A 26963-nucleotide genomic window follows, 5' to 3' on the forward strand; every position below is an offset into this window, starting at 1 on the left:
TGGAGAGGAAATCGAGATTATCGGTATTCGTCCAACGTCTAAGACGACGGTTACAGGCGTTGAAATGTTCCGCAAGCTTTTAGATCAAGGTCAAGCGGGTGATAATATAGGGGCTCTGCTACGTGGTGTTGACCGTGAAGGGATTGAGCGTGGTCAAGTATTGGCGAAGCCAGGATCCGTTACGCCTCATACACGTTTTAAAGCAGAAGCTTACATTTTGACAAAAGATGAAGGTGGACGTCATACACCATTTTTCACGAATTATCGCCCTCAGTTTTACTTCCGTACGACGGATGTTACAGGTATTGTTACGCTTCCAGAAGGAACGGAAATGGTTATGCCAGGTGACAATGTTGCGATGGATGTTTCGTTGATCGTTCCGATAGCGATGGAAGAGAAACTTCGTTTTGCTATTCGTGAAGGTGGTCGTACNGAGTGCTTTGATTATTGAAGGCACTTTGTATAACAGGGAAATAAAGAGCATGAACAGTCAGAATATTCGCATTCGCTTGAAAGCGTTTGATCATAGAATTCTTGATACGTCGACGCGTGAGATCGTATCGACTGCTAAACGTACCGGTGCAAATGTCCGTGGTCCCATTCCGCTTCCGACGCGGATTGAGAAGTTTACGGTCAATCGTGGACCGCATATCGATAAGAAAAGTCGTGAGCAGTTTGAGATGCGAACACATAAGCGTCTTCTTGACATTGTTGATCCAACGCCGCAAACAGTGGATGCGCTTATGAAGCTCGATCTTTCTGCTGGTGTGGATGTAGAAATTAAGCTCTGAGGTTTGAGGACAGAAGGAACAGACCCGATGCGTTCAGGTGTAATAGCACAGAAGCTGGGCATGACCCGTATTTATAATGATGCTGGTGAGCATGTGCCGGTGACGGTACTTCGTTTGGAGAATTGTCAAGTCGTTGCTCAGCGTACAGTTGAAAAGAATGGTTATACTGCTGTTCAATTAGGTGTAGGCTTTGCTAAGGTTAAGAATACTTCACAAGCTCTTCGTGGACATTTTGCTAAGGCTTCTGTTGAGCCTAAAGCTAAAATAGCAGAGTTTCGTGTGAGTCCCGACAATCTTCTTGATGTTGGTACTGAGATTACAGTGGAACATTTTGTTCCAGGACAAAGAGTTGATGTGACTGGTACCAGTATTGGTAAGGGGTTTGCTGGTGTTATGAAACGACATAACTTTGGTGGGCATCGTGCTTCTCATGGTAATTCGATTACACATCGTGCTCATGGTTCTACAGGGCAGTGCCAAGATCCTGGTAAAGTTTTTAAAGGTAAAAAAATGGCTGGCCATATGGGGCAAGTGCGTGTAACAACACAGAATATTGAAGTTATTTCCACTGATAGTGAGCGTGGTTTAATTTTAGTGCGTGGTGCTGTTTCTGGTTCTAAAGGTTCTTGGATTTTGATACGGGATGCTGTGAAGAAGCGTCTTCCTGAGAATGCTCCAAAACCTGCTGGTATTCGCCGTCTTGTGAAGGAGAAAGCGGAAATGGTTACTCCGGTGACGGAAACCTCTGAGGTTGAGGGAGCCTAATAATGGATCTTGTAATTAAAACTCTTGATGGTAATGAAGCTGGCAAATTAAAGGTTTCTGAAGCTATTTTTGATCTTGTTCCGCGTGAGGATATTTTGCAACGTGTTGTTCGTTGGCAGCTTGCACGTCGTCAGCAGGGAAGTCATCAATCCCAAGGTCGTTCTGATGTGTCGCGAACAGGGGCAAAAATGTTTAAACAGAAAGGAACTGGGCGTGCTCGACATTCATCTGCACGTGCACCGCAGTTTAGGGGTGGGGGTAAGGCACATGGACCGGTGGTTCGTAGCCATGCGCATGATCTTCCTAAAAAGATTCGTGCTCTTGGGTTACGTCTTGCTTTATCTGCAAAATTAAAAGCAAAAGATTTAATTATTGTGGATGAGTTGACTGTTAAGGATGCTAAAACGAAAATGCTTGTTTCTCATTTTTCTAAGCTTGGATTTAATAACGCTCTCTTGATTGGTGGTAAAGAGATTGATATTAACTTTTTTCGTGCAGCCTCTAATATCCCTAATATTGACATTTTGCCTATTCAGGGAATTAATGTCTATGATATTTTGCGTCGCAGCAAACTTGTTTTATCAAAAGCAGCTGTTGAGGCTCTTGAGGAGCGTTTTAAATGACAGATCTTCGCCATTATGATATAATTATTAGTCCAGTTATTACTGAAAAGGCGACTATGATTTCTGAATATAATCAAGTTGCTTTTAATGTCGCGCCGAAAGCGACGAAGCCTGAGATTAAGGCTGCTATTGAAGCGCTTTTTAGCGTAAAAGTTAAAGCAGTTAACACGATAGTCCGTAAGGGTAAAGTGAAGCGTTTCAAAGGTATAGTTGGTCGGCAGAGTGATGTCAAAAAAGCGATCGTAACTCTGGCCAGTGGTCAGACTATCGACGTTTCGACAGGTCTTTAAGAGGCTCGGAGATAGGAATAATGGCACTTAAGCAGTTTAATCCAACGACACCTGGGCAGCGTCAGCTTGTTATTGTGGAACGTTCTTGTCTTTATAAGGGAAAACCTGTAAAGATGTTAACTGAAGGTTTGTCTTCAAAGGGTGGACGTAATAATCGCGGTCGTGTTACTGCTCGTTTTCAGGGTGGTGGACATAAACGTAGTTATCGGTTTGTCGACTTTAAGCGTCTTAAACGTGATGTTTCAGCAAAGGTTGAGCGTTTAGAATACGATCCTAATCGTACCGCTTTTATTGCTTTAATCCGCTATGAGGATGGGCAATTGAGTTATATTCTTGCACCACAGCGTCTTGGTGTTGGTGATTCTGTTATGGCTGGTTTAAATGTGGATGTTAAACCAGGTAATGCTATGCCTCTTGCTAATATGCCTGTAGGTACAATTATTCATAATGTTGAGATGAAGCCAGGGAAAGGCGGACAGATTGCACGTTCAGCAGGTGCTTATGCGCAGTTGGTTGGACGAGATCATGGTATGGCTATTCTTCGTTTAAATTCTGGTGAGCAGCGTTTGGTTCCGAGTAGCTGTTTTGCAACTGTTGGCGCTGTTTCAAATCCTGATCATGGGAATATTAATGATGGTAAGGCGGGGCGGTCACGTTGGCGTGGTAAACGTCCACATGTTCGTGGTGTTGCTATGAACCCCGTTGATCATCCACACGGTGGTGGTGAAGGTCGTACATCGGGGGGGCGCCATCCAGTTTCTCCCTGGGGTAAACCTACGAAAGGTAAGCGTACGCGCTCCAATAAAGCCACTGATAAATTTATTATGCGTACGCGTCATCAACGCAAGAAATGAGAAAGGTAGTCTGAGGTGGTTCGTTCAGTGTGGAAAGGTCCGTTTGTTGACGGCTATCTTCTTGGTAAAGCAGAGAAGGTACGTGCAAGTGGGCGCAACGAAGTTATAAAAATATGGAGTCGTCGCTCTACTATTTTACCGCAATTTGTTGGTTTAACTTTTGGTGTTTACAACGGTAATAAGCATATTCCTGTTTCTGTTTCTGAAGAGATGGTTGGGCATAAGTTTGGTGAGTTCGCTCCTACCCGGACTTATTATGGTCATGGTGCCGATAAGAAAGCGAAGAGGAAGTAGGAATGGGAAAAGCTAAAGTTTCGCGCCAGCTTAAAGATAATGAAGCAAGAGCTGTCACGCGGACAATTCGTGTTAGTCCGCAAAAGCTTAATTTAGTTGCTGCAATGATTCGTGGTAAAAGAGTTAATGTAGCGCTCGCTGATTTGATGTTTTCACGCAAGCGAATTGCTGCTACTGTGAAAAAAACGCTTGAATCAGCAATTGCAAATGCAGAAAATAACCACGATCTTGATATTGATTCGCTTGTTGTGGCGGAAGCTTATGTTGGTAAGTCGATAGTGATGAAGCGCTTTCATGTTCGTGGTCGAGGGCGTGCTAGTAGAATTGAACGTCCATTTTCGCATCTTACTGTTATTGTTCGTGAAGTTACCGAAAAAGTGGAGGCCGCGTAATGGGGCAGAAGATCAATCCAATAGGACTTCGTCTTGGTGTTAATCGGACTTGGGACTCTCGTTGGTATGCTGATAGTGGTGAATATGGGCGCCTTCTTCACGAAGATTTGAAAATTCGTTCATATGTGCTTGAGGAACTTAAACAGGCGGCTATTTCTAAGGTTGTTATTGAGCGTCCTCATAAAAAGTGTCGTATTACAATTCATTCTGCACGTCCTGGTTTGATTATTGGTAAAAAGGGTGCTGATATCGAAAAGCTTCGTCGTAAACTCTCAGAAATGACGGATGCTGAAACTTCATTGAATATTGTGGAGATTCGTAAACCGGAGATTGATGCGACAATTATTGCGCAATCAATTGCTCAACAGTTAGAGCGTCGTGTTGCTTTTCGTCGTGCAATGAAGCGTGCTGTTCAGTCTGCTATGCGTCTTGGTGCGGAAGGTATTCGTATCAATTGTTCTGGCCGTCTTGGTGGTGCTGAAATTGCTCGTATGGAATGGTATCGTGAAGGTCGTGTTCCACTTCATACCTTGCGTTCTGATGTTGATTACGGTACAGCAGAAGCTAAGACCGCTTATGGTATTTGTGGTATTAAAGTTTGGGTCTTTAAGGGTGAGATTCTTGAGCATGATCCGATGGCTTCAGAACGTCGTGCTACGGAAGCTGATCAATCTGGTTCTTCATCGAATCGTCGCCGCGAAAATGCTTAGTTTTTGAGATTGAACTAAAATTTGGAGTAGAGAACAATGTTGCAGCCAAAGCGCACAAAGTTCCGTAAACAGTTCAAAGGCCGTATTCACGGTTTTGCGAAGGGTGGTACGGATTTGAATTTCGGTGCCTACGGTTTGAAGGCTGTTGAGCCGGAGCGGGTTACTGCTCGTCAAATTGAAGCGGCGCGTCGTGCGATTACACGTTATATGAAGCGTTCTGGTCGTGTGTGGATTCGCATTTTTCCAGATCTTCCGGTTACATCTAAACCGACTGAAGTTCGTATGGGTAAAGGTAAGGGAAGTGTTGATTATTGGGCTGCACGTGTTGCTCCTGGGCGCGTCATGTTTGAGCTTGATGGAGTTCCGGAGGATGTTGCACGTGAAGCACTAAGATTGGGTGCTGCAAAGTTGCCTATAAAAACGCGTTTCATCCAGCGTATTGCTGAATAATGAGGTTATAAGCGATGAGAGCCACAGAATTACGGGCGCAAACGCTCGACCAAATGAAAGATGAATTGGCTAAGTTAAAGAAAGAGCAATTTAATTTGCGTTTTCAAAAAGCAACAGGTCAATTAGAAAAGACTGCGCGCGTTAGACAAGTTCGTCGTGATATTGCGCGTATTAAAACTTTTCTTCGTCAAAAGATAAGTGAAAGTAAGGTTTAAGGAAATAAGAGATGCCTAAACGCGTTTTGCAGGGTGTTGTTATTAGCGACAAAAGTGATAAGACTGTTGTTGTCAAAGTTGAACGCCGTTATTCTCATCCGCTTCTTAAGAAGACTGTTCGGCAGTCTAAAAATTATAAAGCGCATGACGAAAACAACCAATTCAAGATTGGGGATCAAGTTTCTATTCAGGAATCTAGACCAATTTCGAAAGATAAATGTTGGATTGTTGTAAAAGACAATGTAGCGTAATGAGTTAAGCTTATTGTTTTAGAATTTAACAGTGTGGTTATCATTGATAAATTTGAAGGCGATAACTTTATCGTTATTTGGCAGGCAAATCCGAGTGTGTAAAAGATTCAATCGGATATATGTGTTAAGAGAAGGTGGCCAGTCATGATTCAGATGCAAACAAACCTCGACGTTGCTGATAATTCTGGAGCGCGTCGTGTCATGTGCATCAAAGTGTTAGGCGGTTCAAAGCGGAAATATGCTTCGGTCGGTGACATTATTGTTGTTTCGGTTAAGGATGCAATTCCTCGTGGCCGTGTTAAAAAAGGTGATGTTATGAAAGCTGTTGTGGTTCGTACTGCTAAGGATATTCGTCGCGCAGATGGTAGTGTCATTCGTTTTGATAGTAATGCTGCGGTTTTAGTAGATAATAAAAAAGAGCCGATCGGTACTCGTATCTTTGGACCTGTTCCCCGTGAATTGCGTGGTAGGAATCATATGAAGATCATCTCGCTTGCTCCTGAAGTTCTGTAAGGAGTAAATGTTATGCAGAAGATTCGAAAAGGTGATAAAGTTGTTGTTTTGTCCGGTAAGGATAAAGGATGTAGTGGTGAAGTAATTAAGGTTAGTCCAAAAGAGAATAAGGCTTTTGTTCGTGGGATTAATATGATTAAACGTCATCAACGTCAAACGCAGAAGCAAGAAGCTGGAATTATTTCTAAAGAAGCTCCGATTCATCTGTCTAATTTGGCGATTGCTGATCCTAAAGATGGTAAGCCTACACGTGTAGGCTTTCGTATGAATGCAGATGGTAATAAAGTTCGTTTTGCCAAGCGTTCGGGAGAGTTGATTAATGGCTGAGGAAAGACAAATACCGCGTATGAAAGCGCATTATTTTGAAGTGATTCGTAAAGTGCTTCAAGAGAAGTTTAATTACAGAAATGCGATGCAAATTCCGCGGATTGATAAAGTTGTAATAAATATGGGGATAGGTGAAGCAACTGCTGATTCGAAGAAGCCTTCCCTTGCCGCTGAGGATTTAGGGCTAATAACGGGTCAGAAGGCTGTTGTTACGCGTGCGCGTAATTCTATTGCGACCTTTAAGGTTCGTGAAGGAATGCCTCTTGGGGCTAAAGTTACATTGCGTAAAGATCGTATGTTTGAGTTTTTAGATCGTCTTGTGACGATTGCTCTTCCGCGGGTTCGTGACTTTCGTGGTTTAAATTCAAAGAGTTTTGATGGTCGTGGCAATTTTGCTATGGGTATTAAAGAACACATTGTGTTTCCAGAAATCAACTATGATAAAGTTGATCAAATTTGGGGTATGGATATTATCGTTTGTACGACAGCAAAAACGGATGATGAAGCTCGTGAGTTATTGCGTGCTTTTAATTTTCCTTTTCGTTCGTAACGGCAAACGTAGTGAGGTGAAATTATGGCCAAAGTAAGTGCCGTTGAAAAAAATAAGCGTCGTGAGGTGATGGTAAAGCGCTATGCTGCCCGTCGTGCACGTTTGAAAGCAATAGTTATGGATCAGAAGGTTTCTCTTGAAGAACGTTTTAAAGCTTCTGTTCAGCTGGCAGAGTTGCCGCGTAATTCTTCGAAAGTTCGTATTCGTAATCGCTGTGAGGTTTCAGGTCGTCCGCGGGCTTATTATCGTAAATTAAAAATGTCGCGAATTGCGTTGCGTGAGCTTGGCTCTATTGGCTATATTCCTGGTATTGTAAAGTCTAGTTGGTAAGAGGAGATTATTTAATGTCTATGTCAGATCCTCTTGGTGATATGCTAACACGTATTCGTAATGCACTTGGTCGTAAAAAAGGTAAAGTAGTTACTCCAGCTTCGAAGCTTCGTGCGCACGTTCTTGATGTTCTTCAGTCGGAAGGTTATATTCGCGGATATAATCAAATTGATTTAGGTGATGGGAAAGCTGAGATTGAAATCGAATTGAAGTATTTTGAAGGGCTGGCTGCTATTCGTGAGATTTCACGTGTATCAAAGCCAGGGCGTCGTGTGTATGTTTCTGCTAAGTCACTTCCTCAGGTGGCAAATGGCCTTGGTATTTCGATTTTATCGACTCCTAAAGGTGTCATGGCAGATCATAAGGCGCGTGAACAGAATGTTGGTGGAGAACTCCTTTGTCGTGTTTTCTAAGTTATGTCAAGAAAACGGAAGAAAAAGTAGGTTAGAACAATGTCTCGTATTGGAAAGAAACCCATTTCAATTCCTTCTGGAGTTACTGCTACTGTTGAAGGTCAGCTGGTTAAGGCAAAAGGTCCAAAAGGTGAGCTGAGTTACGTCGTCAATGATGAAGTCTTAGTCAAACTTGAGGAAAATATCATATCAGTTATGCCGCGGGATCAGTCAAAAGATGCGCGTTCTAAATGGGGTATGTCGCGCTCAATGATTGAGAACATTTTTTGTGGTGTGAAAGATGGTTTTGAAAAGAGGTTGGAGATTAATGGGGTTGGTTATCGTGCTGCTTTGCAGGGTAAGGATGTTCAACTATCTCTGGGCTTTTCGCATGATGTGGTTTATAAAGTTCCGTCGGGTGTTACTGTGACTGTTCCTAAGCCAACGGAAATTGTTGTTTCTGGAATTGATAAACAGCAAGTTGGACAAGTTGCAGCGGAGATTCGTGAGTATCGTAGGCCTGAGCCTTATAAAGGTAAAGGTGTTAAGCATGCAGATGAACGTATCTTCCGTAAAGAAGGTAAAAAGAAATAAGGATTTTGTATTATGGTTTCATCTAAGGACATTATCCAACGTCGTGCAAGGCGTGTTCGTCGTAGAATTAAAATGGTTTCTCATGATCGTCCTCGGCTTAGTGTTTATCGTTCAAATCAGAACATTTATGCTCAAGTTATCGATGATTTGCGGGGATGTACACTTGTTTCAGCCTCTACTCTTGAAAGTGATTTGAAAAAATCGTTAAAGAGTGGTGCTGATAAAAAGGCGGCCTTTGCTGTTGGTAAGTTAATTGCTGAGCGTGCGAAGAAAGCGGGTGTTAATGAGGTGGTTTTTGATCGTGGAGCGTATGTGTACCATGGTCGCGTCAAAGCTTTAGCTGAAGCTGCTCGTGAAGGTGGTTTGAATTTCTAAAATTTCTTATTTATGAATGAGTAAGGAGAGTTTAGAGTATTTCGTTTAAGTTCTTCCAGTTTGATGAGGGACTTTGTTATCGTGCTTCCGGAAAAGAAAAAGGAATGAGGAATGGCACAAAAAGAACGTGGTGAGAGAGAAGAACGCGATAATGAATTTGTCGATAGGCTCGTTCATATCAATCGTGTTGCTAAAGTTGTAAAGGGTGGTCGGCGTTTTGGTTTTGCTGCTCTTGTTGTCGTTGGAGATCAAAAAGGGCGTGTGGGTTTTGGACATGGTAAAGCCCGTGAAGTTCCAGAAGCCGTTCGTAAAGCAACGGAATCTGCGAAACGTGGGATGATTTATGTTCCGCTTCGGTCTGGGCGTACATTGCATCATGATCTTGAAGGTCGTCACGGAGCTGGGCGTGTTTTGCTACGTTCGGCTTCTGCTGGTACTGGTATTATTGCTGGGGGACCGATGCGTGCTATTTTTGAAGCTCTTGGTATGCAGGATGTCGTTGCAAAATCACTAGGGTCGTCGAATCCTTATAACATGGTTCGTGCAACATTTGATGCATTGAAACATCAAATGCATCCTAGAGATATTGCTGCTCAACGTGGTATAAAGTATTCGACTTTGCAGGCGCGTCGTCGCCATTTAGTCGACCTAGAAGGGTAGTTTCTGAGATTATCAGAAAAGGAATTAGGAAATGGTTCAGAAAAAATCTCAGAGTGGTAAAACTGTGACGGTGGAACAAATTGGAAGCCCTATTCGAAACTCACAGATTCAGCGTGCAACCTTAAAGGGGCTTGGACTAAATAAAATGCGTCGTCGGCGCGTTTTAGATGATACACTTTGTGTGCGGGGTATGATTGCTCGGGTTCGGCATCTTGTTCGCGTTATAGATGAAGGTTAAGGGTTGCGGGAGTATTAGATATGAAACTCAATGAACTGCGTGATTGCGAAGGCGCAACAAAAAATCGTAAGCGTGTTGGGCGTGGTATTGGTTCCGGTACGGGTAAGACTGGTGGACGTGGTGTAAAAGGGCAAAAGTCACGTTCTGGTGTTTCCCTTAATGGTTTTGAAGGTGGGCAAATGCCTATCTATCGTCGTTTGCCAAAACGTGGATTTAGGAATTTCTTTGCTAAAACCTACAATGAAGTTTCACTGGGACGTATTCAGTTGGCAGTTGATGCAGGTAAGTTGAATATTGAAAAGCCTGTTGATATGGTTTCTTTGAAAGAGGCTGGTATTATTCGTCGTGAAAAAGATGGGGTTCGTCTTCTTTCTGATGGTGATTTGAAGGCTAAGATTACCTTTCATGTTTCTGGTGCTTCACAAGCTGCTCGTGTTAAGATTGAAAAAGTGGGTGGCCAGGTTATTCTTCCTGATATTGCTCGATAATTTTTTGATATGAATAGAGACCTAAAGAAGAATAATATCTGTTTTGTGGGATCTTTTGTGGAGAATTGTTTAAGTTCTGCATTTGTTTGTGTATGCATATATGAATTTTAGGATTATACTTCTGTGATTTGAAGAACTGGAGTGTAAAGTGGAGACGTTTTATGGCATCAGCAGCAGAGCAATTTGCTTCCAATATAAATTTCGGCACCTTTTCGCGTGCAACTGAATTAAAGAAACGCATCTGGTTTACTCTGTTGGCGCTTCTTGTATATCGTTTTGGCACTTACATCTCTCTTCCAGGCATCAATATCGATGCTTTGCGGCAAACATTTGAACATCACGCGTCGGGTGTATTAGGACTCTTTAATATGTTTGCTGGAGGTGCCGTTGGGCGTATGGCTATTTTTGCGCTGGGTATCATGCCTTATATATCGGCATCTATTATTGTGCAATTGTTAACATCTATTATTCCTTCTTTGGAAACTCTTAAAAAAGAAGGGGATTTAGGTCGTAAGATTATCAATCAATATACGCGTTATGTAACAGTCGTATTGGCAATTCTACAAGCTTTTGGTATTGCGGTTGCGCTTGAAAGCGGTATAGGGTCGGGGCTTCAAATTGTTTTAGAACCAGGTCTTATGTTTCGTATTTCTTCTGTTATTACGCTTGTTGGCGGAACGATGTTTCTTATGTGGCTTGGCGAGCAAATTACGTCACGTGGTATTGGTAATGGGGTTTCTCTTATCATTTTTACAGGGATTGTAGCCAACTTTCCTTCTACTTTTGCTCAGCTTTTGACAGCTCATAGTCAGGCTGATTTATCAACTTTTCTTTTAATAGGAATCGTTCTTATTGCTGTTTTGGTTATTGGGCTTATTGTTTTTATAGAGCGTGCGCAACGGCGAATTCTTATCCAATACCCGAAACGTCAGGTCGGTAATCAAATGTTTCAAGGAGATATGTCGCATCTTCCTTTAAAGTTGAATACTGCTGGTGTTATTCCACCTATTTTTGCTTCATCTTTATTATTATTACCTGCCACTATTAATAATTTTTCTGATAAAATGCCACAATGGGTTCAGGAGATTTCTTATGCTCTTGGTCATGGACAGCCACTTTATATGATTGTTTATGCATTTTTAATGGCGTTTTTTTGCTTTTTTTATACAGCTATTGTGTTTAATCCAAGTGATACTGCAGATCAGTTGAAAAAACATTCTGGTTTTATTCCAGGGATTCGTCCAGGTGAGCGTACAGCCGAATATATTGATTACGTTTTGACGCGTATTACTGTTGTGGGCGCTATTTATATTATCTTGGTTTGTTTGTTACCTGAATTTATGATATCTGCATTACAGGTTCCTTTTTATCTTGGGGGAACATCCTTGTTGATTGTTGTTACTGTTACACTTGATACGGTTGCTCAAATTCAGGGGCATCTTGTTGCCCACCAATATGAAGGGTTGATAAAAAAATCAAAACTTCGTGGAGGTAGAAGGAATCGATGAGAGTTATTCTTTTAGGTCCTCCTGGAGCGGGAAAAGGTACGCAAGCAAAAATGTTGACTGAGGAATATAACATTCCTCATTTATCAACAGGGGATATGTTGCGTGAGGTGATTGCCAAAGAAACGGAGATTGGTAAAAAAGCTAAAGCTATTATAAGTTCTGGTGCTTTGGTACCTGATAGTATTGTTAATCAAATCGTATCAGATCGGATTGATGAAGCTGATTGTGTAAACGGTTTTGTTTTGGATGGATATCCGCGAACTGTGGGGCAAGCAGAAGCGTTGCAACAGATACTGGATTCAAAAAATATGTGGCTTAATGCTGTTATTGAATTGTGTGTTGATGAAGACGTGTTGATTGAACGTATGAAGAAGCGTGTTGAGGAAACAATAGCGACTGGTGGACAGGTTCGTTTAGATGACAATCCTGTTGCTTTTGCAAAAAGATTAGTAGAATATCGTGAAAAAACAGCTCCCTTATCAAAATTTTATTCAGAGAGGGGAATGTTGAAGGTTATTGATGGAATGATTGGTGTTGCTGAAGTGACACGTATGATTAGAGGGTTTCTTTCATGAGATTTTTTTTAGAAATAAATGAAAAGAGTTGACTTTTGAGATGAAATCTATCAAAAGTGAATTTAATTTATTTTAGTGAAATAATAGGATTCGGAAGAATTTTTTTTCTGAGTCTATTTTTTTCTGTAAAGTATATCAGGTGTTTTATAACAATTTGTCAAAATAACTAAGGAGAGTAGGCGTGGCTCGTATTGCTGGCGTCAATATCCCGACAAATAAGCGTGTAATTATTGCGCTTCAATATATCCACGGGATTGGACCAAAATTTGCTCAAGAAATTATTGAAAGAGTTGGCATTCCTTTGGGGCGTCGTGTGCATGAGCTTTCAGATGCTGAGGTGCTGCAGATTCGTGAGGCAATAGATCAGGGGTATCAAGTTGAAGGTGATCTTCGTCGTGAGGTTGCTATGAATGTTAAGCGTTTGATGGATCTTGGTTGTTATCGGGGATTGCGTCATCGCCGATCTTTGCCTGTCCGAGGACAGCGTACACATACGAATGCCCGTACACGTAAAGGTCCGGCTAAGGCAATCGCCGGTAAGAAGAAATAAGGGCCTTTGTAGAAGGTTTTTTATATATTCTTTTTCTTGTTTGATTTGTTTGACAAGGAAAAAAGGTGGAGCTGCTGATGTTACGGCAGTGATGAGATCGTTGAAAGGGAAATTATGGCCAAGGAAGCCACACGTGTTCGTCGTCGCGAACGTAAAAATATTTCATCGGGTGTTGTGCATATTAATTCAACATTTAATAACACAATGATTACTATTACTGATGCTCAGGGTAATGCAATTGCTTGGTCATCTGCGGGAGCTCAGGGGTTTAAAGGTGCGCGTAAATCGACACCTTTTGCTGCTCAAGTTGCTGCGGAGGATTGTGCAAGAAAAGCGCAAGAGCATGGTATGCGTTCTTTGGAAGTTGAAGTTTGTGGACCTGGATCAGGGCGTGAATCTGCTTTACGTGCATTGCAATCTGTTGGTTTTGTCATTACTTCTATTCGCGATGTAACACCAATTCCTCATAATGGATGTCGTCCGCGGAAAAGGCGGCGTGTTTAATTGGGTGTTGTTTTTTGTTGTCGGAGATTTCTCTGATGTTCACATTGGTCGTTACGATTGAATGGTAACGGAACTAAAGAACGGGAATAAAAATATGATCCAGAAAAACTGGCAGGAACTTATTAAACCCAATAAGGTTGAATCATGTGCACATGATAATCCAAATATTATAAGTGTGATTGCTGAACCTCTTGAGCGTGGTTTTGGTTTAACGTTAGGAAATGCGCTTCGTCGCGTTTTGTTATCTTCGCTTCGTGGTGCTGCTATTACTGCTGTGCAGATTGACGGTGTCTTGCATGAATTTTCATCGATTCCAGGTGTGCGTGAGGATGTTACGGATATTATTCTGAATATAAAAGAAATTGCGCTTCGTATGGAAGAAGAAGGGCCTAAACGTGTCGTCGTTTATAAAGAGGGGCCTGGTGTCGTGAAAGCGGGAGATATCAGTACAGTTGGGGATATGGAAATTCTAAATCCAGATCATGTTATTTGTACTCTTGATGAAGAAGCTGAAATTCGTATGGAATTTATTGTCAACACAGGAAAGGGGTATGTTCCATCTGATCGTAATTGTGTTGATGATGCACGTATAGGGCTTATTCCAATTGATAGTCTTTATTCACCTATCCGTAAGGTATCTTATAAAGTAGAAAATACACGCGAAGGTCAAGTTCTCGATTATGATAAATTAACGCTCACGATTGAAACAAACGGTGCTGTTAATGGTGAGGATGCTGTTGCTTTTGCAGCACGCATTCTTCAGGATCAATTATCGTTATTTATTAACTTTGAAGAGCCACAGAAGGAGCCTGTTGAAGAGGCTGATTCTGAGCTTTCTTTTAATCCTGCTCTTCTCAAAAAAGTGGATGAATTAGAACTTTCAGTTCGTTCGGCAAATTGTCTTAAGAATGATAATATTGTCTATATTGGTGATCTGATTCAGAAAACAGAATCTGAAATGCTTCGGACACCGAACTTTGGTCGCAAGTCGTTGAATGAGATTAAAGAAGTTTTGGCGTGTATGGGTTTACATCTTGGGATGGAGATTCCTGCGTGGCCGCCTGAAAACATTGATGATCTTGCAAAACGTTATGAAGATCAATATTAAAATTAGAATTTAAGGAGAGGGCTTATGCGCCATAGTAAGTCAGGACGCAAGTTGAACCGTACTGCCAGTCACCGTAAAGCGATGTTTGCAAATATGGCAACTTCGTTGATCGAGCATGAGCAGATTGTGACAACACTTCCAAAGGCTAAGGAAATTCGTCCTATTGTTGAAAAACTCGTTACTCTTGGTAAGCGTGGTGGTTTGCATGCGCGTCGGCAAGCTATTGCAGCACTTCGTGATGCAGGAAAGGTTGCAAAATTATTTGATACGCTTGCGCCACGTTATGCATCACGCAACGGTGGGTATTTGCGTATTATGAAAGCGGGGTTTCGTACCGGTGATAATGCGCCCATGGCTGTTATAGAATTTGTTGATCGTGATGTTGAAGCGAAGGGTGCTTGGGATCGTGCTCGCATGGAAGCTTCTGAGAATGAAAAGGGAACATCTTCGTAGAGTTTTTTATTCTGTTGGATTTTTAAAGGCCGCCTTGTCTTGGGCGGTTTTTTTGTGAGCATTTTTAAGTTTGTTTTAGTTGAGAAATAGGTGCAGAGAGAAAATTATAGAATATTGAATTATCTTATTTTTATAATATTTATTGTTCAAATAGGTTGTTTTTATTCTCTATTATGAAATATTAATAGAGGTCCTTAATTTGCGGGGATACGTTTTTTTATTCTATTAATCTTCAACAGAATGTGCTGATTTTATAAGGAGTGGATTATGAGGTATTCTTTTTGGGTGCGGATTTTTTTTGCAATTATGATGCAGATATCATTTGATCATGTATATGCTCATGTTCCTCAAACACAAACAGAAATCACCCTTTCATTTGCTCCTTTAGTTAAAAAGACAGTTCCATCTGTTGTAAATATTTATGCAGCTCGACAAATTAGAGCTCGATCACCTTTTGAAGGCGATCCATTTTTTGAGCAATTTTTTGGTCGTTTTCAAAATAAATTTCCTGTTCGTAAGCAATCGTCATTAGGATCAGGGGTGATTGTTGATGCACGTGGTTTGATCGTTACAAATTACCACGTCATTAAAGATGCAAGCGAAATTAAAGTGGCTTTTTCTGATGGACGGGAGTTTGAGAGTAAGGTCGTGCTCAAAGATGAAGCAACTGATATTGCAATTCTTGAAGTTAAGGAAAAAGATGCTCAATTTCCGGCTCTTTCTTTGGGAAATTCTGATACTGTTGAAGTTGGTGATCTTGTTCTTGCTATTGGTAATCCCTTTGGTGTTGGTCAAACAGTTACAAGTGGTATTGTTTCAGCGCAAGCGCGTACACGTGTTGGGATTTCTGATTTTGACTTTTTTATTCAAACAGACGCAGCCATTAATCCAGGGAATTCTGGTGGCGCTTTAATTGATATGAAAGGTCAGTTAATCGGAATTAATACGGCTATCTATTCGCGTTCCGGTGGTTCTGTAGGGATTGGTTTTGCTATTCCAGTTAATCTTGTAAAAGTGATGCTTGATACTGTTAAACGCGGTGGAAAATATTTTGTGCCGCCTTATATTGGGGCTTCTTTTCAAAATGTTACAGCTGATATTGCTGGTGGTTTAGGTTTAGAACGTCCCTATGGTGCTCTTATTGTTGAAGTTATCAAAGATAGTCCTGCTGAAAAAGCTGGATTGAAAGTAGGTGATGTTATTTTGAGTGTGCAGGGGGTACGCGTTGACAGTCCAGATAGTCTTGGTTATCGTTTGATGACAGCTGACGTTGAGCATAGTCTTGCCTTGGAATATTTACGAAGTGGAAAAACTTTAAAAACACAAATAACAGTTTCATCAATATCAGAAACTGCATTTTTAAAATCTGAAAAAATTACGGGTGACAGTCCTCTTGCTGGTGCTGAGGTGTTAGATTTAACACCGCAAAATAGTCGACGTTTTCATCTTCCTATATCTGCAAAAGGGGTTGTGATTACCAATCTTGAGGAAATGAGCAATGCAGCTGGAATTTTTCAGTCAGGAGATATTCTACGTGTTGTAAATGGCCATAAAATTCAAACAGTTCATCAGTTGAAAAAGGTTCTTATGCAAGGTCGCTCAAATATGTGGCAATTGGAATATGAACGTGATGGTATGTATATTCGCCAATTTATTCGTTGAGGTTTTTTTTTGAAGAAAGATTTTTTTACTTCGTCGTTTGATTTTCAAGTTAATAAAAATCAGCCACTTGCAGAAAGAATGCGCCCTTGTTCTCTCAATGATGTTGTGGGACAAAAGCATTTGATTGGAGAGGATGGTTTGCTTTCACGTATGGCGGCAACAGGCTCAATTGGATCGATGATTTTTTGGGGACCTCCAGGGACGGGAAAAACGACCGTTGCACGTTTGTTAGCCCTTGAAACAAATTTCGCGTTTGAACAGGTTTCTGCTATTTTTACAGGAGTTTCTGAACTTAAAAAGATTTTTGAAGTTGCGCAGAGGCGTTTTATATCTGGGGATAAAACACTTCTCTTTGTTGATGAAATTCATCGGTTTAATCGTGCACAGCAGGATAGTTTTCTTTCTGTGATGGAAGAGGGTACTGTGGTACTTATAGGTGCAACAACCGAAAATCCTTCTTTTGAACTGAATGCTGCCCTTCTTTCGCGTGCACGTGTTTTAACATTTCTTTCTCATGATCATGAAAGTTTGGACATGCTTTTGAGGCGTGCTGAAGAAGTGGAGGGAAAAACTCTTCCCTTGGATAATGATGCCAGAGACGTTTTGATAGAGATGTCTGATGGTGATGCGCGGGTTGCGTTAACATTGGCAGAGGAAGTTTGGTCTATTGCGCCATTGGGAGAGATTCTTGATGTTGTTGCTTTGCAAAAAGTTATTCAGCGTCGTGCGCCTATTTATGATAAAGGACGAGATGGGCATTATAATCTCATTTCAGCGTTGCATAAATCCGTTCGTGGATCTGATCCTGATGCTGCGCTTTATTATTTGGCACGTATGTTGGATGCTGGTGAAGATCCTCTCTATATTGGGCGAAGATTGGTTCGTATGGCCGTTGAAGATATTGGTTTGGCGGATCCTCAAGCTCTTGTCATTTGTAATGCAGCAAAAGATGCCTATGATTATTTAGGATCACCAGAAGGAGAGTTGGCCTTGGCGCAAGCATGTCTTTATGTTGCAACTGCGCCAAAGTCAAATGCAGCATATCTTGCGTATAAAGCAGCACTGCGTTGTGCACGCAAAAATGGCTCTTTACCACCTCCTAAGCATATTCTTAATGCTCCTACGAAATTTATGAAGGAAGAAGGGTATGGAAGTGGTTATTGTTATGACCATGATGAACCAGATGCTTTTTCAGGACAAGAATATTTTCCCGAAAAACTTGGACGTCAGAGTTATTATAAACCAGTTGAGCGTGGTTTTGAGCGTGAAATTGTGAAACGTCTTGAGTGGTGGCAACAGTTGCGCAAAAAACGTAAAGATCAAAATAAAATTTGAGTTGAAATACGTTTTTTATTGATCTCTTATGTTATTGTATGAGAAATTTAGCTTATATTTTAAACAATTTATTGCATTGCTTGTAGAGATTTTTTTGATATCTTCAAAAGTGCATATTTTTTCAAATTTAAATATATCATTCAACTTTTAAGCTGCTTTATTTTTTTTGGTTTTATTAAATAATATATTGACTTATAATGATAATTAACTGTTTCGTAAGTTGAATGAAAGTTTCAAATACCGTAAATTTCTCTCATCCCAAGTCTGTTATTTGTTGAAGCAATCAAGTTATTCGCTTGCATGTTACAAGCAGGATTAGCGTGTGATAAAAACTGTACAAGAAAGGACTAAAAATCCCTCCTATGAATTGTCTCAAGTGCCGAGAGCTGTTGCAATATTGGAGGATGATAAATAGTGTGATGGTGCCGGCTTGCTCCTTCTATAGAGTAAAGATGGTGGTGCCTAAAGGGTTTTGCAGTATACCACATTCATAGGTGTTGTCACAAAATGAGCTTGGAAGTTTTGAGAGATGTTTCTTAAATCAAGTGCATGAATATGCAACACAATAGCGTTTTGTTCTTCGATGCAATAGGGTATGAGGTTGATTGATGATGCGTTTTTTGTGTGATCAATAGCGGGAGAATTCTTAGTCTCTCAAGTATTTAATCAAAGGGATAAGCAGAAGGGTTGTAGAACATTGTGTTTAAAATTAAATTGTTCCTTTTCTAGAGAGATATAAATATGTTAACTATGCTCCCATAGAGATATTACTTTATTGGAGTTTATTATGTGTCATAAGATAAGCAATGCCAATTCTTTATTGTGATGGTCATGAATGTTTATGGACATAATGTGGAGATAGGAATGGAAATAGTCTGTGAAACTCTAAACTCAAGCCTTTAGTTAAATTAAAAGTACAGTATACACTAAAGTTTTAGGTTATTATGAATTCGGTCAAGGATATAATCGTGGATAAAACAAAAGCTCTCGATGCTGCTCTCTCACAAATTGAACGTTCTTTTGGTAAAGGCTCGATTATGCGTCTTGGGCAAAAAGAGCAGGTTGTTGAAATTGAAACAATTCCAACAGGGTCGTTATCCTTGGATATTGCTTTAGGGATTGGTGGATTACCGAAGGGGCGTATTGTTGAGATTTATGGACCAGAAAGTTCTGGGAAAACAACATTGGCTCTCCATGCTATTGCTGAGGCACAGAAAGGTGGTGGGATTTGTGCTTTTATTGATGCAGAGCATGCGCTTGATCCTATTTATGCGCGTAAGCTTGGTGTTGATTTAGAAAACTTGTTCATTTCTCAGCCAGATACCGGTGAACAGGCATTGGAAATTACAGAAACGTTGGTTCGTTCTGGTGCCGTTGATGTGCTTGTTGTGGATTCTGTCGCAGCTTTAACACCGCGAGCAGAAATTGACGGTGAAATGGGTGATGCTTTGCCCGGATTGCAAGCTCGGTTAATGAGTAAAGCGTTACGAAAATTAACCGCAGCAATTTTTCGCTCTAACTGTATGGTTGTTTTTATTAATCAAATTCGCATGAAAATTGGTGTGATGTTTGGTTCTCCTGAAACGACAACGGGTGGAAACGCTTTAAAGTTTTATGCTTCTGTTCGTTTAGATATTCGTCGCATTGGATCCATTAAAGATAGGGATTCAATCGTTGGTAATCAGACGCGCGTTAAAGTGGTGAAAAATAAATTGGCACCTCCATTCAAACAGGTTGAGTTTGATATTATTTATGGTGAAGGTATTTCCAAAGTAGGTGAATTGATTGATTTGGGTGTCAAGGTTGGTGTTGTTGAAAAATCTGGTGCATGGTTTTCTTATAATTCTCAGCGTTTAGGGCAGGGGCGTGAGAATGCAAAGCAGTTTTTACGTGAACATGTGGAAATAGCTACAGAGATTGAAGCAGCTTTGCGCCAAAATGCTGGTTTGATTGCGATTGAATTGTTAGAAAATGCAGGGTCAGAAAATATAGAAAGTGATGAAGCCATTTGATGGGGGGGGGTCGTCTATAATTTTTTTTTCTTTAAGATTTTTCTGTTTTTTTGTTTGAGTTTTTAAATACGCAGTCATTTTTTTCTCAATTTTTTAAAACAAATATTCCATTTTTGATTAAATTGACTCCATGCGTGGCGAAGAGGATTTAATGAGGGGGGATTTTTCTTTTATGGTTTTGTGCTGTATTGAGCAGGTGTCAACATGAATAGTGTTAATAATATTCGGTCAACATTTTTGGATTATTTTCATCGTAATGGGCATAAAGTTCTTTCTTCTAGTCCGCTTGTTCCGCGGAATGATCCTACACTTATGTTTACAAATGCAGGGATGGTGCAGTTTAAAAATGTTTTTACTGGACTTGAACAACCTTCTTATACGCAGGCAACAACGGCACAAAAATGTGTTCGTGCAGGTGGAAAGCATAATGATCTTGATAATGTTGGTTATACGGCGCGCCATCATACATTTTTTGAAATGCTGGGTAATTTTTCTTTCGGTGATTATTTCAAAGAAGAAGCTATTTTTTTATCATGGAATCTTTTAACAAAGGAATTTTGCCTGCCAAAAGATAAATTGTTGGTGACAGTTTATCAGAGTGATGATGTTGCTGCTGAACTGTGGCGTAAAATTTCAGGTCTTCCAGATGAAAAAATTGTTCGTATTGCGACGGCTGATAATTTTTGGTCGATGGGAGAAACAGGCCCTTGTGGTCCTTGTTCGGAGATTTTTTATGATCATGGTGATGAAATATGGGGCGGTCCTCCTGGAAGTGCTAATGAAGATGGGGATCGCTTTATTGAGATTTGGAATCTTGTTTTTATGCAGTATGAGCAAGTTTCCAAGGAAGAACGTGTTAACTTACCTCACCCTTCTATTGATACCGGTATGGGATTAGAGCGTATTGCTGCTGTTTTACAGGGCGTTCATGATAATTATGATATTGATCTTTTTCGTGCATTAATTGCTGCATCAGAAGAAATTACAGGGATTGAGGCAAAGGGTGATTTTATTGCCAGCCATCGTGTCATTGCTGATCATCTTCGCTCATCTGCATTTTTGATTGCTGATGGTGTGCTTCCTTCTAATGAAGGAAGAGGATATGTTTTACGTCGTATTATGCGTCGTGCTATGCGTCATGCGCATCTTCTTGGTGCTAAAGAGCCCTTAATGTGGCGACTTTTACCTGCTTTAATTCGCGAAATGGGACAAGCTTATCCTGAGTTGACACGTGCTGAATCTTTGATTTCAGAAACTTTAAGGTTAGAAGAAATACGTTTTCGTAAAACGCTTGAACGAGGACTTGGTTTGTTGAACGAAGCAAGTACCGATCTTAAAGAAGGGGACTATTTGAATGGTGAAGTTGCTTTCAAGCTCTATGATACCTATGGTTTTCCGCTTGATTTGACGCAAGATGTTCTTCGTCGTCGCGGAATATCTGTTGACGTTGGTGCTTTTGATAAAGCGATGGAACGCCAAAAAGAGGAGGCACGTGCCAATTGGTCTGGTTCTGGAGAAGCTGGAACAGAGAAAATCTGGTTTTCTGTTCGTGATCAAGTGGGGGCCACAGAGTTTTTAGGTTATGAAACTGAGACAGCGAAAGGTATTCTTACAGCTCTTGTATGTGATGGTAAAATTGTTGATCATATTTCTTCAGATCAGAAAGCTATGCTTGTTGTTAATCAGACACCTTTTTATGGTGAATCTGGTGGGCAAATTGGTGATAGCGGTATCATTTCTGGTAAAAATTTTATTTTTAAGGTGCATGATACCCAAAGAAAGGGTGATGGTGTTTTTATCCATATTGGGGAGGTGAAATCTGGTCAGGCATCGAGGTCTGATTGTGTAGAATTAACGGTTGATATTGTTCGTCGTAAGAAAATTCGTGCGAATCACTCTGCTACTCATTTGTTACACGAAGCTTTACGCCAAACATTGGGGGACCATGTTACACAAAAGGGTTCTCTTGTATCGCCAGATCGGTTGCGTTTTGATTTTTCCCATCCAAAATCCGTTTCACCAAAAGAGTTGAAAAAAATAGAAGATTTAGCCAATGAGATTATTTTGCAAAATAGTAAAGTAATAACGCGCCTCATGGCTGTAGATGAGGCCATTTCTGAAGGAGCCATGGCATTGTTTGGTGAAAAATATGGTGATGAAGTTCGCGTTGTTTCTATGGGGGAGCCACTTGAACAGGAAAGATTAAAAAAGCGTTGGTCAATTGAGCTTTGTGGAGGGACACATGTGGAGCGAACAGGTGATATTGGTTTAATTCATATTGTTTCTGAAAGTTCTGTTTCAGCTGGAGTGCGGCGTATTGAAGCTTTAACAGGCAAAGAAGCACGTCTTTATCTTAGCCGCCAAGATGAACGTATTCATGAAATCGCTGATCTTTTAAAAACTTCTTCTGCTGGTGTGGAAGAACGGGTGCGAATTTTGCTTGATGATCGTCGTAAACTTGAAAAAGAATTGAATGATGTACGCAAGAAAATGATGTTGAGTGGTGGAGTAACAGAAAGGAGCCAAGGTGATATTACCATCATCAATGGGCTTTCTTTTACCGGACGCGTTGTTAAAAATATTTTACCACGGGATCTTAAGGCGCTCGTCGATTCTGAGAAAAAACAAATTGGATCTGGAGTGGTTGCTTTTATTAGTGTCTCGGAGGATGGAAAAGGGAGTGCTGTTGTCGGTGTTACGGATGATTTAACGGATAAATTAAATGCTGTAGATCTCGTTCGTATTCTTTCAGCGATGCTTGGTGGTAAAGGTGGAGGTGGCCGTCCTGATATGGCGCAGGCTGGTGGTCCTGAGGGGAACAAAGCTGATGAGGCATTTGCGGCACTAAAAGATTTTCTTGAAAAAAATTAAATTAAATCATTCTGCATAGGTGTTTTTTACATTGTTATATTTGGTTGGCATCTATGTATCATGAATATCTGTCTGGTGTATTTCTGAAATGCAGATACAGCGTAATTGGGGAAAATACAATTGTAAAGATAAAGACAGTGTTTGTCTTTATCACCACTTTATCATTTGGCTTTATAGCTTCCAAGCGTTTCAGGAGTCACCTTTTTAAGATAAGATAGATTATGCAGCACTTCATGCTTTACTGTGTATTCTTTTACTAGGAAGACTAGTTATTGTGTTGCTCTTATAGATTTTTTGAAGAAACATCTCTTTTTATGAAAGGAAAAATACAAGATTTATTGCATACGATTATCCTTATAAAGTTATAAGCTATCATTATTCGATTAGTTATTCAAATGAATAAAATTTCTTTCCTTGAAAAGGCTTATAAAAGAGTTGTTGTATCTTAGAGCTATTATTTTCATTTTGCTTGTTATGTACAAGAAAACAGTTTTTTGGTTTATTATTAAAAGGTCTTGAAAGGAATATTCTCCTATCTTTATAAATCTTTATTTTAAGTTATAAAGTAATGAATTATCAATATAAATCAAAGGAATATAACATAAATCTAAATATTTAGATTAACATCTAATTTATTTATGATGAAATTGCTTTAATATATTGAATTATAATGATAATTTATCGTTTTATCTTTTGAATAAGAGCTACGAATATTCGTAGGGTTTTATTATTTCAAATTCTGTGTATGTTAAATTAATCAAAACCACTCACGAATGTCGTTGTGAAATGGGCTTAAGAGCATTGAGAAATGTTTCTTAAAAAAAGTTATATGAATGTGCAAAACAAGGATGTTCTGTTCTTTATGAGAGGACTATAAAGAAAGTGATAAACAAAAGTGCAACGCAATACATAATATTCATTATTTAAAAGATATTACTTTAGTTCGTTTTGAAATTCGTAAAGCTGAGTTAAAAGAAGACGGTAAAACTGGAAATTGTTTTTACCTTTACATTTTCCCTAAATGAGAATGTATACTCGTCAATATGCACAGATATAGGAAAATATTTTTGTTCTAATCTAGTAAAATTGCAATAGCAGAGAAAATACTAAACTGTTTTAATATTTTTCTTAAATACCTAAAATGGATTGTGGCATTTTTAGAAATCTTTTTACTTGTATCATATAAGCACTCTTGTTATCTTGAGGAGGATTTTTTGGCTTGAAAAAGAGTATTAATTTTATGATGCTATGGCTTCATGTAAGGGGATAACATTTTCTCCTTCTCTTTCTGGTGGTTTGATTGTTAAACCACTTGCCTTTAAAAAATTAGAGAAACGTCCCCCTTTATCGATCAATTCTTGAAAGTTTCCTTTTTCCATTAAGTGACCATGATCCAGAAAGAGTATCACATCAGCATTGCGTACTGTTGAGAGGCGATGTGCTATAATAAAAGTAGTGCGGTTATGGCTTATGCAATCGAGAGCATCTTTGACACGTGCCTCTGTTTCAACATCAAGAGCGCTTGTTGCTTCATCTAGAATGAGAATAGGGGCATTTTTTAAAACAGCGCGTGCAATTGCTAGTCGCTGTTTTTCTCCACCTGATAATTGAGATCCTCGTTCGCCCACCATTGTGTTATAACAATCAGCTTTTTTTAGAATAAAATCGTGAGCTTCTGCTATTTTTGCTGCTTCATAAAGTTCTTCATTCGTTGCGCTCGCTTTTCCTATTGAAATATTGTCATGAATAGTACGGTTGAAAAGACCCGAGTCTTGAAATACTGTTGCTAGAGATTTGCGTAAAGATTCGCGATTGATTGAGCATATATTTATTCCATCAATGGAGATATGCCCAAGGGTAGGGTCGTATACGCGCTGCAACAGATTGATCAATGTTGTTTTTCCAGCCCCTGTTGGTCCTACAATCGCAACAGTTTGTCCTGCTTTAACCTCAAAGGAAATATCAAAAACACCTTGAGAAGAATTTGGGAATTGATAGGTCACGTGATGAAATTGTATGGCGCCTTTAACATTTTGGAGGGAAGGAAGATTTTGTGGTTCGTTGATATGAAAGGTTGAGTCTTCCATTTCAAAAAATTCTTGCAGTTTTGCTTGTGAGGATATTGCACAATTAATAAAATTGCTCATTTGGTCTAGGCGGCTAATCATGAGTTGTGCAAATCCAACAAAAGCAACGACTTCACCTACTCGTAATTGATCTTTTGCAACAAAAAAAGCTCCAAGGAGAAGAACACAAACGATTGAAATTGTTGAAGCCATTCGATTTAAGCCACTGGCGAGCGCCCACCAATTGAGAACAGGATTTTGTGCTTTAAGAAGAGCATTTGTATGTTGATGCAGTATGGAAGTTTCTTCTTTTATTCGGTTATAACTTTGTACAATGGAAACATTAGAGATTGAATCACTGACATGCTTAAAAAGGTTATGATGATAGCATTCTACAGCGGCTTGTCCGTCTTTTGTTTTTCGCATCACTAAACGTGCAATTAATACATAAATGATGGCAAGCACAACCAAGACTATTGAAAGACGCCAATTCATATTAAACGCTATGGGGATGAGAACCAATAAGGCGACAAGCGTTGAGAGGTGTTGGCGCATAAAATCAAGCCATATGGTTGACATGGAATCTATTGCGCGCAAAAGTGTATGGAGTGCGTTGGAAGTTCCACGTTGTTGATGCCAAATTAAAGGCATGGCAATGATACGTTCGAAAGATTCCGTTAAAACCGTTAAGCGGCGTCTATGGGCTAAGCGGTCAGCACCGCGAGCAACAAGGACATAAGCAATAATATGTGAAAGTCCAAAACAAACCCAAATGGCAAGAGTAGGGATGATAGCTGTTTTGTCTGTAATAGAATCAATAACTTGTCCAAATAAAATAGGTTCTGCAATAGTGATAATAGCTAATATAACATTAGCGGTACAGATTAAAAGGGATGCATTTTTTTCTCTATTTAGGTAAGTGAGAACACGTGCATAGGTTTTGAATAAGGACACGGTTAATTATCTCCATTCGCTATTAAGCGTAAAGGCTGTTGATTTTTACAACGCTTAGTTTTTAGCTAATAAAATTTGGACGTTAAGAAAAGGAAATTTTGGATACTAACTGTAATATGGTGTGATAAAACCAACTAAAATATGAATTTTTGTGTTTATAAAGGCGCAAAAATAGATCAATAAAATTATCAGGTAAGGGAATTTTCATGGCAGGCATAGAAATAAAAAAAGTTGAGGCAGATGAAAATGGAATGCGCTTAGATCGCTGGTTTAAAGTGCATTATCCAGGACTTGGTTTTGGAGCTTTGCAAAAATTGTTGCGTTCTGGTCAGATACGGGTTGATAGTGGACGTGTTAAAGCCGATACGCGTCTTTGTATAGGGCAAGCTGTTCGTATTCCACCTCTCCCTATTAATGACAAGGAGAGTCTTTCAATAACGGATAAAACACTTCGTGGGCAGGATGATGGGACCGTTTTGAAAAAAATGCTGCTTTATGAAGATCCAAAGGTATTTGTTTTTAATAAACCAGCTGGGTTGGCTGTACAAGGAGGCTCTGGTTTAACACGTCATATGGATAGTATGCTTGAGGTATGGCGCAATAAAAAAGGTGAAAAGCCGCGTTTGGTTCATCGTCTTGATCGTGAGACGTCGGGTGTGCTTATTGTTGCGCGATCAAGGGGAGCTGCTCAGTCCTTAACTGCTGCTTTTAGAGCGCGAGAAACAAAAAAGACTTATTGGGCGTTGGTTCGGGGCGTGCCTAAAAAAAAGCAGGACAAAATTTCAACGTGGATGGTTAAGGAAATGACTGCACAAGGTGACAAAATGCGTGTTTGTGAACATGGGGAGCCAGATTCACATCATGCGGTTTCTTACTATCGCGTTTTAGATACGCGAGGGCGGGCTCTTTCGTGGCTTGAAATGGAACCCTATACAGGGAGAACACATCAGCTTCGTGTGCATGCAGCCCATATGGATCATCCTATCATTGGCGATACAAAGTATTTTTTTTCTGATAGTAATTGGACATTATCAGGAGGAATTCAAAATCGTCTTCATCTTCATGCACGTCGTATTCGTATTCCGCATCCTTCAGGAGGAATATTGGACATTGTTGCACCTTTACCACCTCATATGGTCCAAAGTTTTAATCTTTTATCTTTTAATGAGAGTGATGCTGAAACCGACTAAACAAACTTCATTTGTTCTTTTTGATTGATACAAATTTTATCTATAAATTTGATAAGATGAATAGGGCATCATT

Annotated in this window: 34 protein-coding genes; 33 read left to right on the forward strand and 1 reads right to left on the reverse strand. The window is 39.9% G+C overall.

Annotation, left to right across the window (positions count from 1 at the left end; translation table 11 throughout):
* The 32 genes from ACFIKX_RS04805 to alaS all read left to right on the forward strand — a co-directional run.
* The coding region (locus ACFIKX_RS04805) for an EF-Tu/IF-2/RF-3 family GTPase (RefSeq protein ID WP_375661222.1) at window positions 1–451 on the forward strand (451 nt) is incomplete at its 5' end.
* Window positions 452–482: 31 nt separating this feature from the next.
* Window positions 483–791 (forward strand): 30S ribosomal protein S10, encoded by a 309-nt coding sequence (gene rpsJ / locus ACFIKX_RS04810; protein ID WP_005773267.1) that lies wholly within the window; start codon window positions 483–485, stop codon window positions 789–791.
* Between the two features lie 27 nt (window positions 792–818).
* On the forward strand, window positions 819–1556 hold the full coding sequence (rplC, locus tag ACFIKX_RS04815; protein WP_375629003.1) for a 50S ribosomal protein L3: 738 nt from the start codon (window positions 819–821) through the stop codon (window positions 1554–1556).
* A 2-nt stretch (window positions 1557–1558) separates the two neighbouring features.
* Window positions 1559–2179, forward strand: a complete 621-nt coding sequence (gene rplD, locus ACFIKX_RS04820) for a 50S ribosomal protein L4 (protein WP_273791405.1) — start codon at window positions 1559–1561, stop codon at window positions 2177–2179.
* The gene (locus tag ACFIKX_RS04825; protein ID WP_273723987.1) at window positions 2176–2469 is read left to right on the forward strand and encodes a 50S ribosomal protein L23; all 294 of its coding nucleotides are present in this window, start codon (window positions 2176–2178) and stop codon (window positions 2467–2469) included. The genes rplD and ACFIKX_RS04825 overlap by 4 nt, the downstream gene beginning before the upstream one ends.
* Window positions 2470–2489: 20 nt before the next feature.
* The gene (gene rplB / locus ACFIKX_RS04830; protein ID WP_375611474.1) at window positions 2490–3323 is read left to right on the forward strand and encodes a 50S ribosomal protein L2; all 834 of its coding nucleotides are present in this window, start codon (window positions 2490–2492) and stop codon (window positions 3321–3323) included.
* Window positions 3324–3338: 15 nt separating this feature from the next.
* A complete protein-coding gene (gene rpsS, locus ACFIKX_RS04835; RefSeq protein WP_004855734.1) occupies window positions 3339–3617 on the forward strand; it encodes a 30S ribosomal protein S19 in 279 nt (92 codons plus the stop codon).
* 2 nt (window positions 3618–3619) lie between these two features.
* Window positions 3620–4009, forward strand: a complete 390-nt coding sequence (gene rplV, locus ACFIKX_RS04840; RefSeq protein ID WP_273791407.1) for a 50S ribosomal protein L22 — start codon at window positions 3620–3622, stop codon at window positions 4007–4009.
* A complete protein-coding gene (gene rpsC, locus ACFIKX_RS04845) occupies window positions 4009–4719 on the forward strand; it encodes a 30S ribosomal protein S3 (RefSeq protein ID WP_273791408.1) in 711 nt (236 codons plus the stop codon). The genes rplV and rpsC overlap by 1 nt, the downstream gene beginning before the upstream one ends.
* A gap of 36 nt (window positions 4720–4755) precedes the next feature.
* Complete coding sequence (gene rplP / locus ACFIKX_RS04850) at window positions 4756–5169, forward strand: 50S ribosomal protein L16 (RefSeq protein ID WP_375611475.1); 414 nt, start codon at window positions 4756–4758, stop codon at window positions 5167–5169.
* 14 nt (window positions 5170–5183) lie between these two features.
* Complete coding sequence (gene rpmC, locus ACFIKX_RS04855; RefSeq protein WP_375606714.1) at window positions 5184–5384, forward strand: 50S ribosomal protein L29; 201 nt, start codon at window positions 5184–5186, stop codon at window positions 5382–5384.
* An 11-nt stretch (window positions 5385–5395) separates the two neighbouring features.
* Complete coding sequence (gene rpsQ, locus ACFIKX_RS04860; RefSeq protein WP_012231991.1) at window positions 5396–5635, forward strand: 30S ribosomal protein S17; 240 nt, start codon at window positions 5396–5398, stop codon at window positions 5633–5635.
* A gap of 144 nt (window positions 5636–5779) precedes the next feature.
* A complete protein-coding gene (gene rplN, locus ACFIKX_RS04865; RefSeq protein WP_004855715.1) occupies window positions 5780–6148 on the forward strand; it encodes a 50S ribosomal protein L14 in 369 nt (122 codons plus the stop codon).
* A gap of 12 nt (window positions 6149–6160) precedes the next feature.
* On the forward strand, window positions 6161–6475 hold the full coding sequence (gene rplX, locus ACFIKX_RS04870; RefSeq protein WP_015856579.1) for a 50S ribosomal protein L24: 315 nt from the start codon (window positions 6161–6163) through the stop codon (window positions 6473–6475).
* The gene (rplE, locus tag ACFIKX_RS04875; RefSeq protein WP_375661223.1) at window positions 6468–7025 is read left to right on the forward strand and encodes a 50S ribosomal protein L5; all 558 of its coding nucleotides are present in this window, start codon (window positions 6468–6470) and stop codon (window positions 7023–7025) included. Before rplX ends, rplE begins: the two co-directional genes overlap by 8 nt.
* Before the next feature lie 24 nt (window positions 7026–7049).
* A complete protein-coding gene (rpsN, locus tag ACFIKX_RS04880; RefSeq protein WP_273791412.1) occupies window positions 7050–7355 on the forward strand; it encodes a 30S ribosomal protein S14 in 306 nt (101 codons plus the stop codon).
* A 14-nt stretch (window positions 7356–7369) separates the two neighbouring features.
* Complete coding sequence (gene rpsH, locus ACFIKX_RS04885) at window positions 7370–7768, forward strand: 30S ribosomal protein S8 (protein ID WP_375629006.1); 399 nt, start codon at window positions 7370–7372, stop codon at window positions 7766–7768.
* A 39-nt stretch (window positions 7769–7807) separates the two neighbouring features.
* Window positions 7808–8341: a 50S ribosomal protein L6 gene (gene rplF, locus ACFIKX_RS04890; RefSeq protein WP_273791413.1), complete on the forward strand. Its 534-nt coding sequence runs from the start codon at window positions 7808–7810 to the stop codon at window positions 8339–8341.
* Window positions 8342–8353: 12 nt separating this feature from the next.
* The gene (gene rplR / locus ACFIKX_RS04895; RefSeq protein WP_273791414.1) at window positions 8354–8716 is read left to right on the forward strand and encodes a 50S ribosomal protein L18; all 363 of its coding nucleotides are present in this window, start codon (window positions 8354–8356) and stop codon (window positions 8714–8716) included.
* Between the two features lie 111 nt (window positions 8717–8827).
* Complete coding sequence (rpsE, locus tag ACFIKX_RS04900) at window positions 8828–9376, forward strand: 30S ribosomal protein S5 (RefSeq protein WP_015856574.1); 549 nt, start codon at window positions 8828–8830, stop codon at window positions 9374–9376.
* A gap of 31 nt (window positions 9377–9407) precedes the next feature.
* The gene (gene rpmD, locus ACFIKX_RS04905; RefSeq protein ID WP_375611481.1) at window positions 9408–9614 is read left to right on the forward strand and encodes a 50S ribosomal protein L30; all 207 of its coding nucleotides are present in this window, start codon (window positions 9408–9410) and stop codon (window positions 9612–9614) included.
* Window positions 9615–9634: 20 nt separating this feature from the next.
* The gene (gene rplO, locus ACFIKX_RS04910; protein ID WP_375613141.1) at window positions 9635–10102 is read left to right on the forward strand and encodes a 50S ribosomal protein L15; all 468 of its coding nucleotides are present in this window, start codon (window positions 9635–9637) and stop codon (window positions 10100–10102) included.
* A 161-nt stretch (window positions 10103–10263) separates the two neighbouring features.
* The gene (secY, locus tag ACFIKX_RS04915) at window positions 10264–11610 is read left to right on the forward strand and encodes a preprotein translocase subunit SecY (RefSeq protein WP_375611483.1); all 1347 of its coding nucleotides are present in this window, start codon (window positions 10264–10266) and stop codon (window positions 11608–11610) included.
* Window positions 11607–12185, forward strand: a complete 579-nt coding sequence (locus ACFIKX_RS04920) for an adenylate kinase (RefSeq protein WP_375613140.1) — start codon at window positions 11607–11609, stop codon at window positions 12183–12185. The genes secY and ACFIKX_RS04920 overlap by 4 nt, the downstream gene beginning before the upstream one ends.
* Window positions 12186–12366: 181 nt before the next feature.
* Window positions 12367–12735, forward strand: coding sequence for a 30S ribosomal protein S13 (rpsM, locus tag ACFIKX_RS04925; protein WP_026500557.1), 369 nt, complete (start codon window positions 12367–12369; stop codon window positions 12733–12735).
* A gap of 114 nt (window positions 12736–12849) precedes the next feature.
* Complete coding sequence (gene rpsK, locus ACFIKX_RS04930) at window positions 12850–13239, forward strand: 30S ribosomal protein S11 (protein WP_007347762.1); 390 nt, start codon at window positions 12850–12852, stop codon at window positions 13237–13239.
* A gap of 94 nt (window positions 13240–13333) precedes the next feature.
* Window positions 13334–14347, forward strand: a complete 1014-nt coding sequence (locus ACFIKX_RS04935; RefSeq protein WP_375611485.1) for a DNA-directed RNA polymerase subunit alpha — start codon at window positions 13334–13336, stop codon at window positions 14345–14347.
* Between the two features lie 24 nt (window positions 14348–14371).
* On the forward strand, window positions 14372–14800 hold the full coding sequence (rplQ, locus tag ACFIKX_RS04940; protein WP_375629010.1) for a 50S ribosomal protein L17: 429 nt from the start codon (window positions 14372–14374) through the stop codon (window positions 14798–14800).
* A gap of 267 nt (window positions 14801–15067) precedes the next feature.
* A complete protein-coding gene (locus tag ACFIKX_RS04945) occupies window positions 15068–16462 on the forward strand; it encodes a DegQ family serine endoprotease (protein WP_375611486.1) in 1395 nt (464 codons plus the stop codon).
* A 9-nt stretch (window positions 16463–16471) separates the two neighbouring features.
* Entirely contained in the window at window positions 16472–17797 is a 1326-nt protein-coding gene (locus tag ACFIKX_RS04950) for a replication-associated recombination protein A (protein ID WP_375613137.1), read from the forward strand.
* 968 nt (window positions 17798–18765) lie between these two features.
* Window positions 18766–19809 (forward strand): recombinase RecA, encoded by a 1044-nt coding sequence (gene recA, locus ACFIKX_RS04955; RefSeq protein ID WP_273791424.1) that lies wholly within the window; start codon window positions 18766–18768, stop codon window positions 19807–19809.
* 204 nt (window positions 19810–20013) lie between these two features.
* Window positions 20014–22680, forward strand: coding sequence for an alanine--tRNA ligase (gene alaS / locus ACFIKX_RS04960; RefSeq protein WP_375629012.1), 2667 nt, complete (start codon window positions 20014–20016; stop codon window positions 22678–22680).
* Between the two features lie 1238 nt (window positions 22681–23918).
* Here the strand turns inward: alaS and ACFIKX_RS04965 are convergent.
* On the reverse strand, window positions 23919–25700 hold the full coding sequence (locus ACFIKX_RS04965) for a glucan ABC transporter ATP-binding protein/ permease (protein ID WP_375629013.1): 1782 nt from the start codon (window positions 25698–25700) through the stop codon (window positions 23919–23921).
* Window positions 25701–25906: 206 nt separating this feature from the next.
* Here ACFIKX_RS04965 and ACFIKX_RS04970 point away from each other — a divergent pair, with 206 nt between their 5' ends.
* Window positions 25907–26890: an RluA family pseudouridine synthase gene (locus ACFIKX_RS04970; RefSeq protein ID WP_375629015.1), complete on the forward strand. Its 984-nt coding sequence runs from the start codon at window positions 25907–25909 to the stop codon at window positions 26888–26890.
* Window positions 26891–26963 lie beyond the last annotated feature (73 nt).

It is taken from the genome of Bartonella sp. CM86QHHN (assembly GCF_042194695.1).
Taxonomy (GTDB): Bacteria; Pseudomonadota; Alphaproteobacteria; order Rhizobiales; family Rhizobiaceae; genus Bartonella.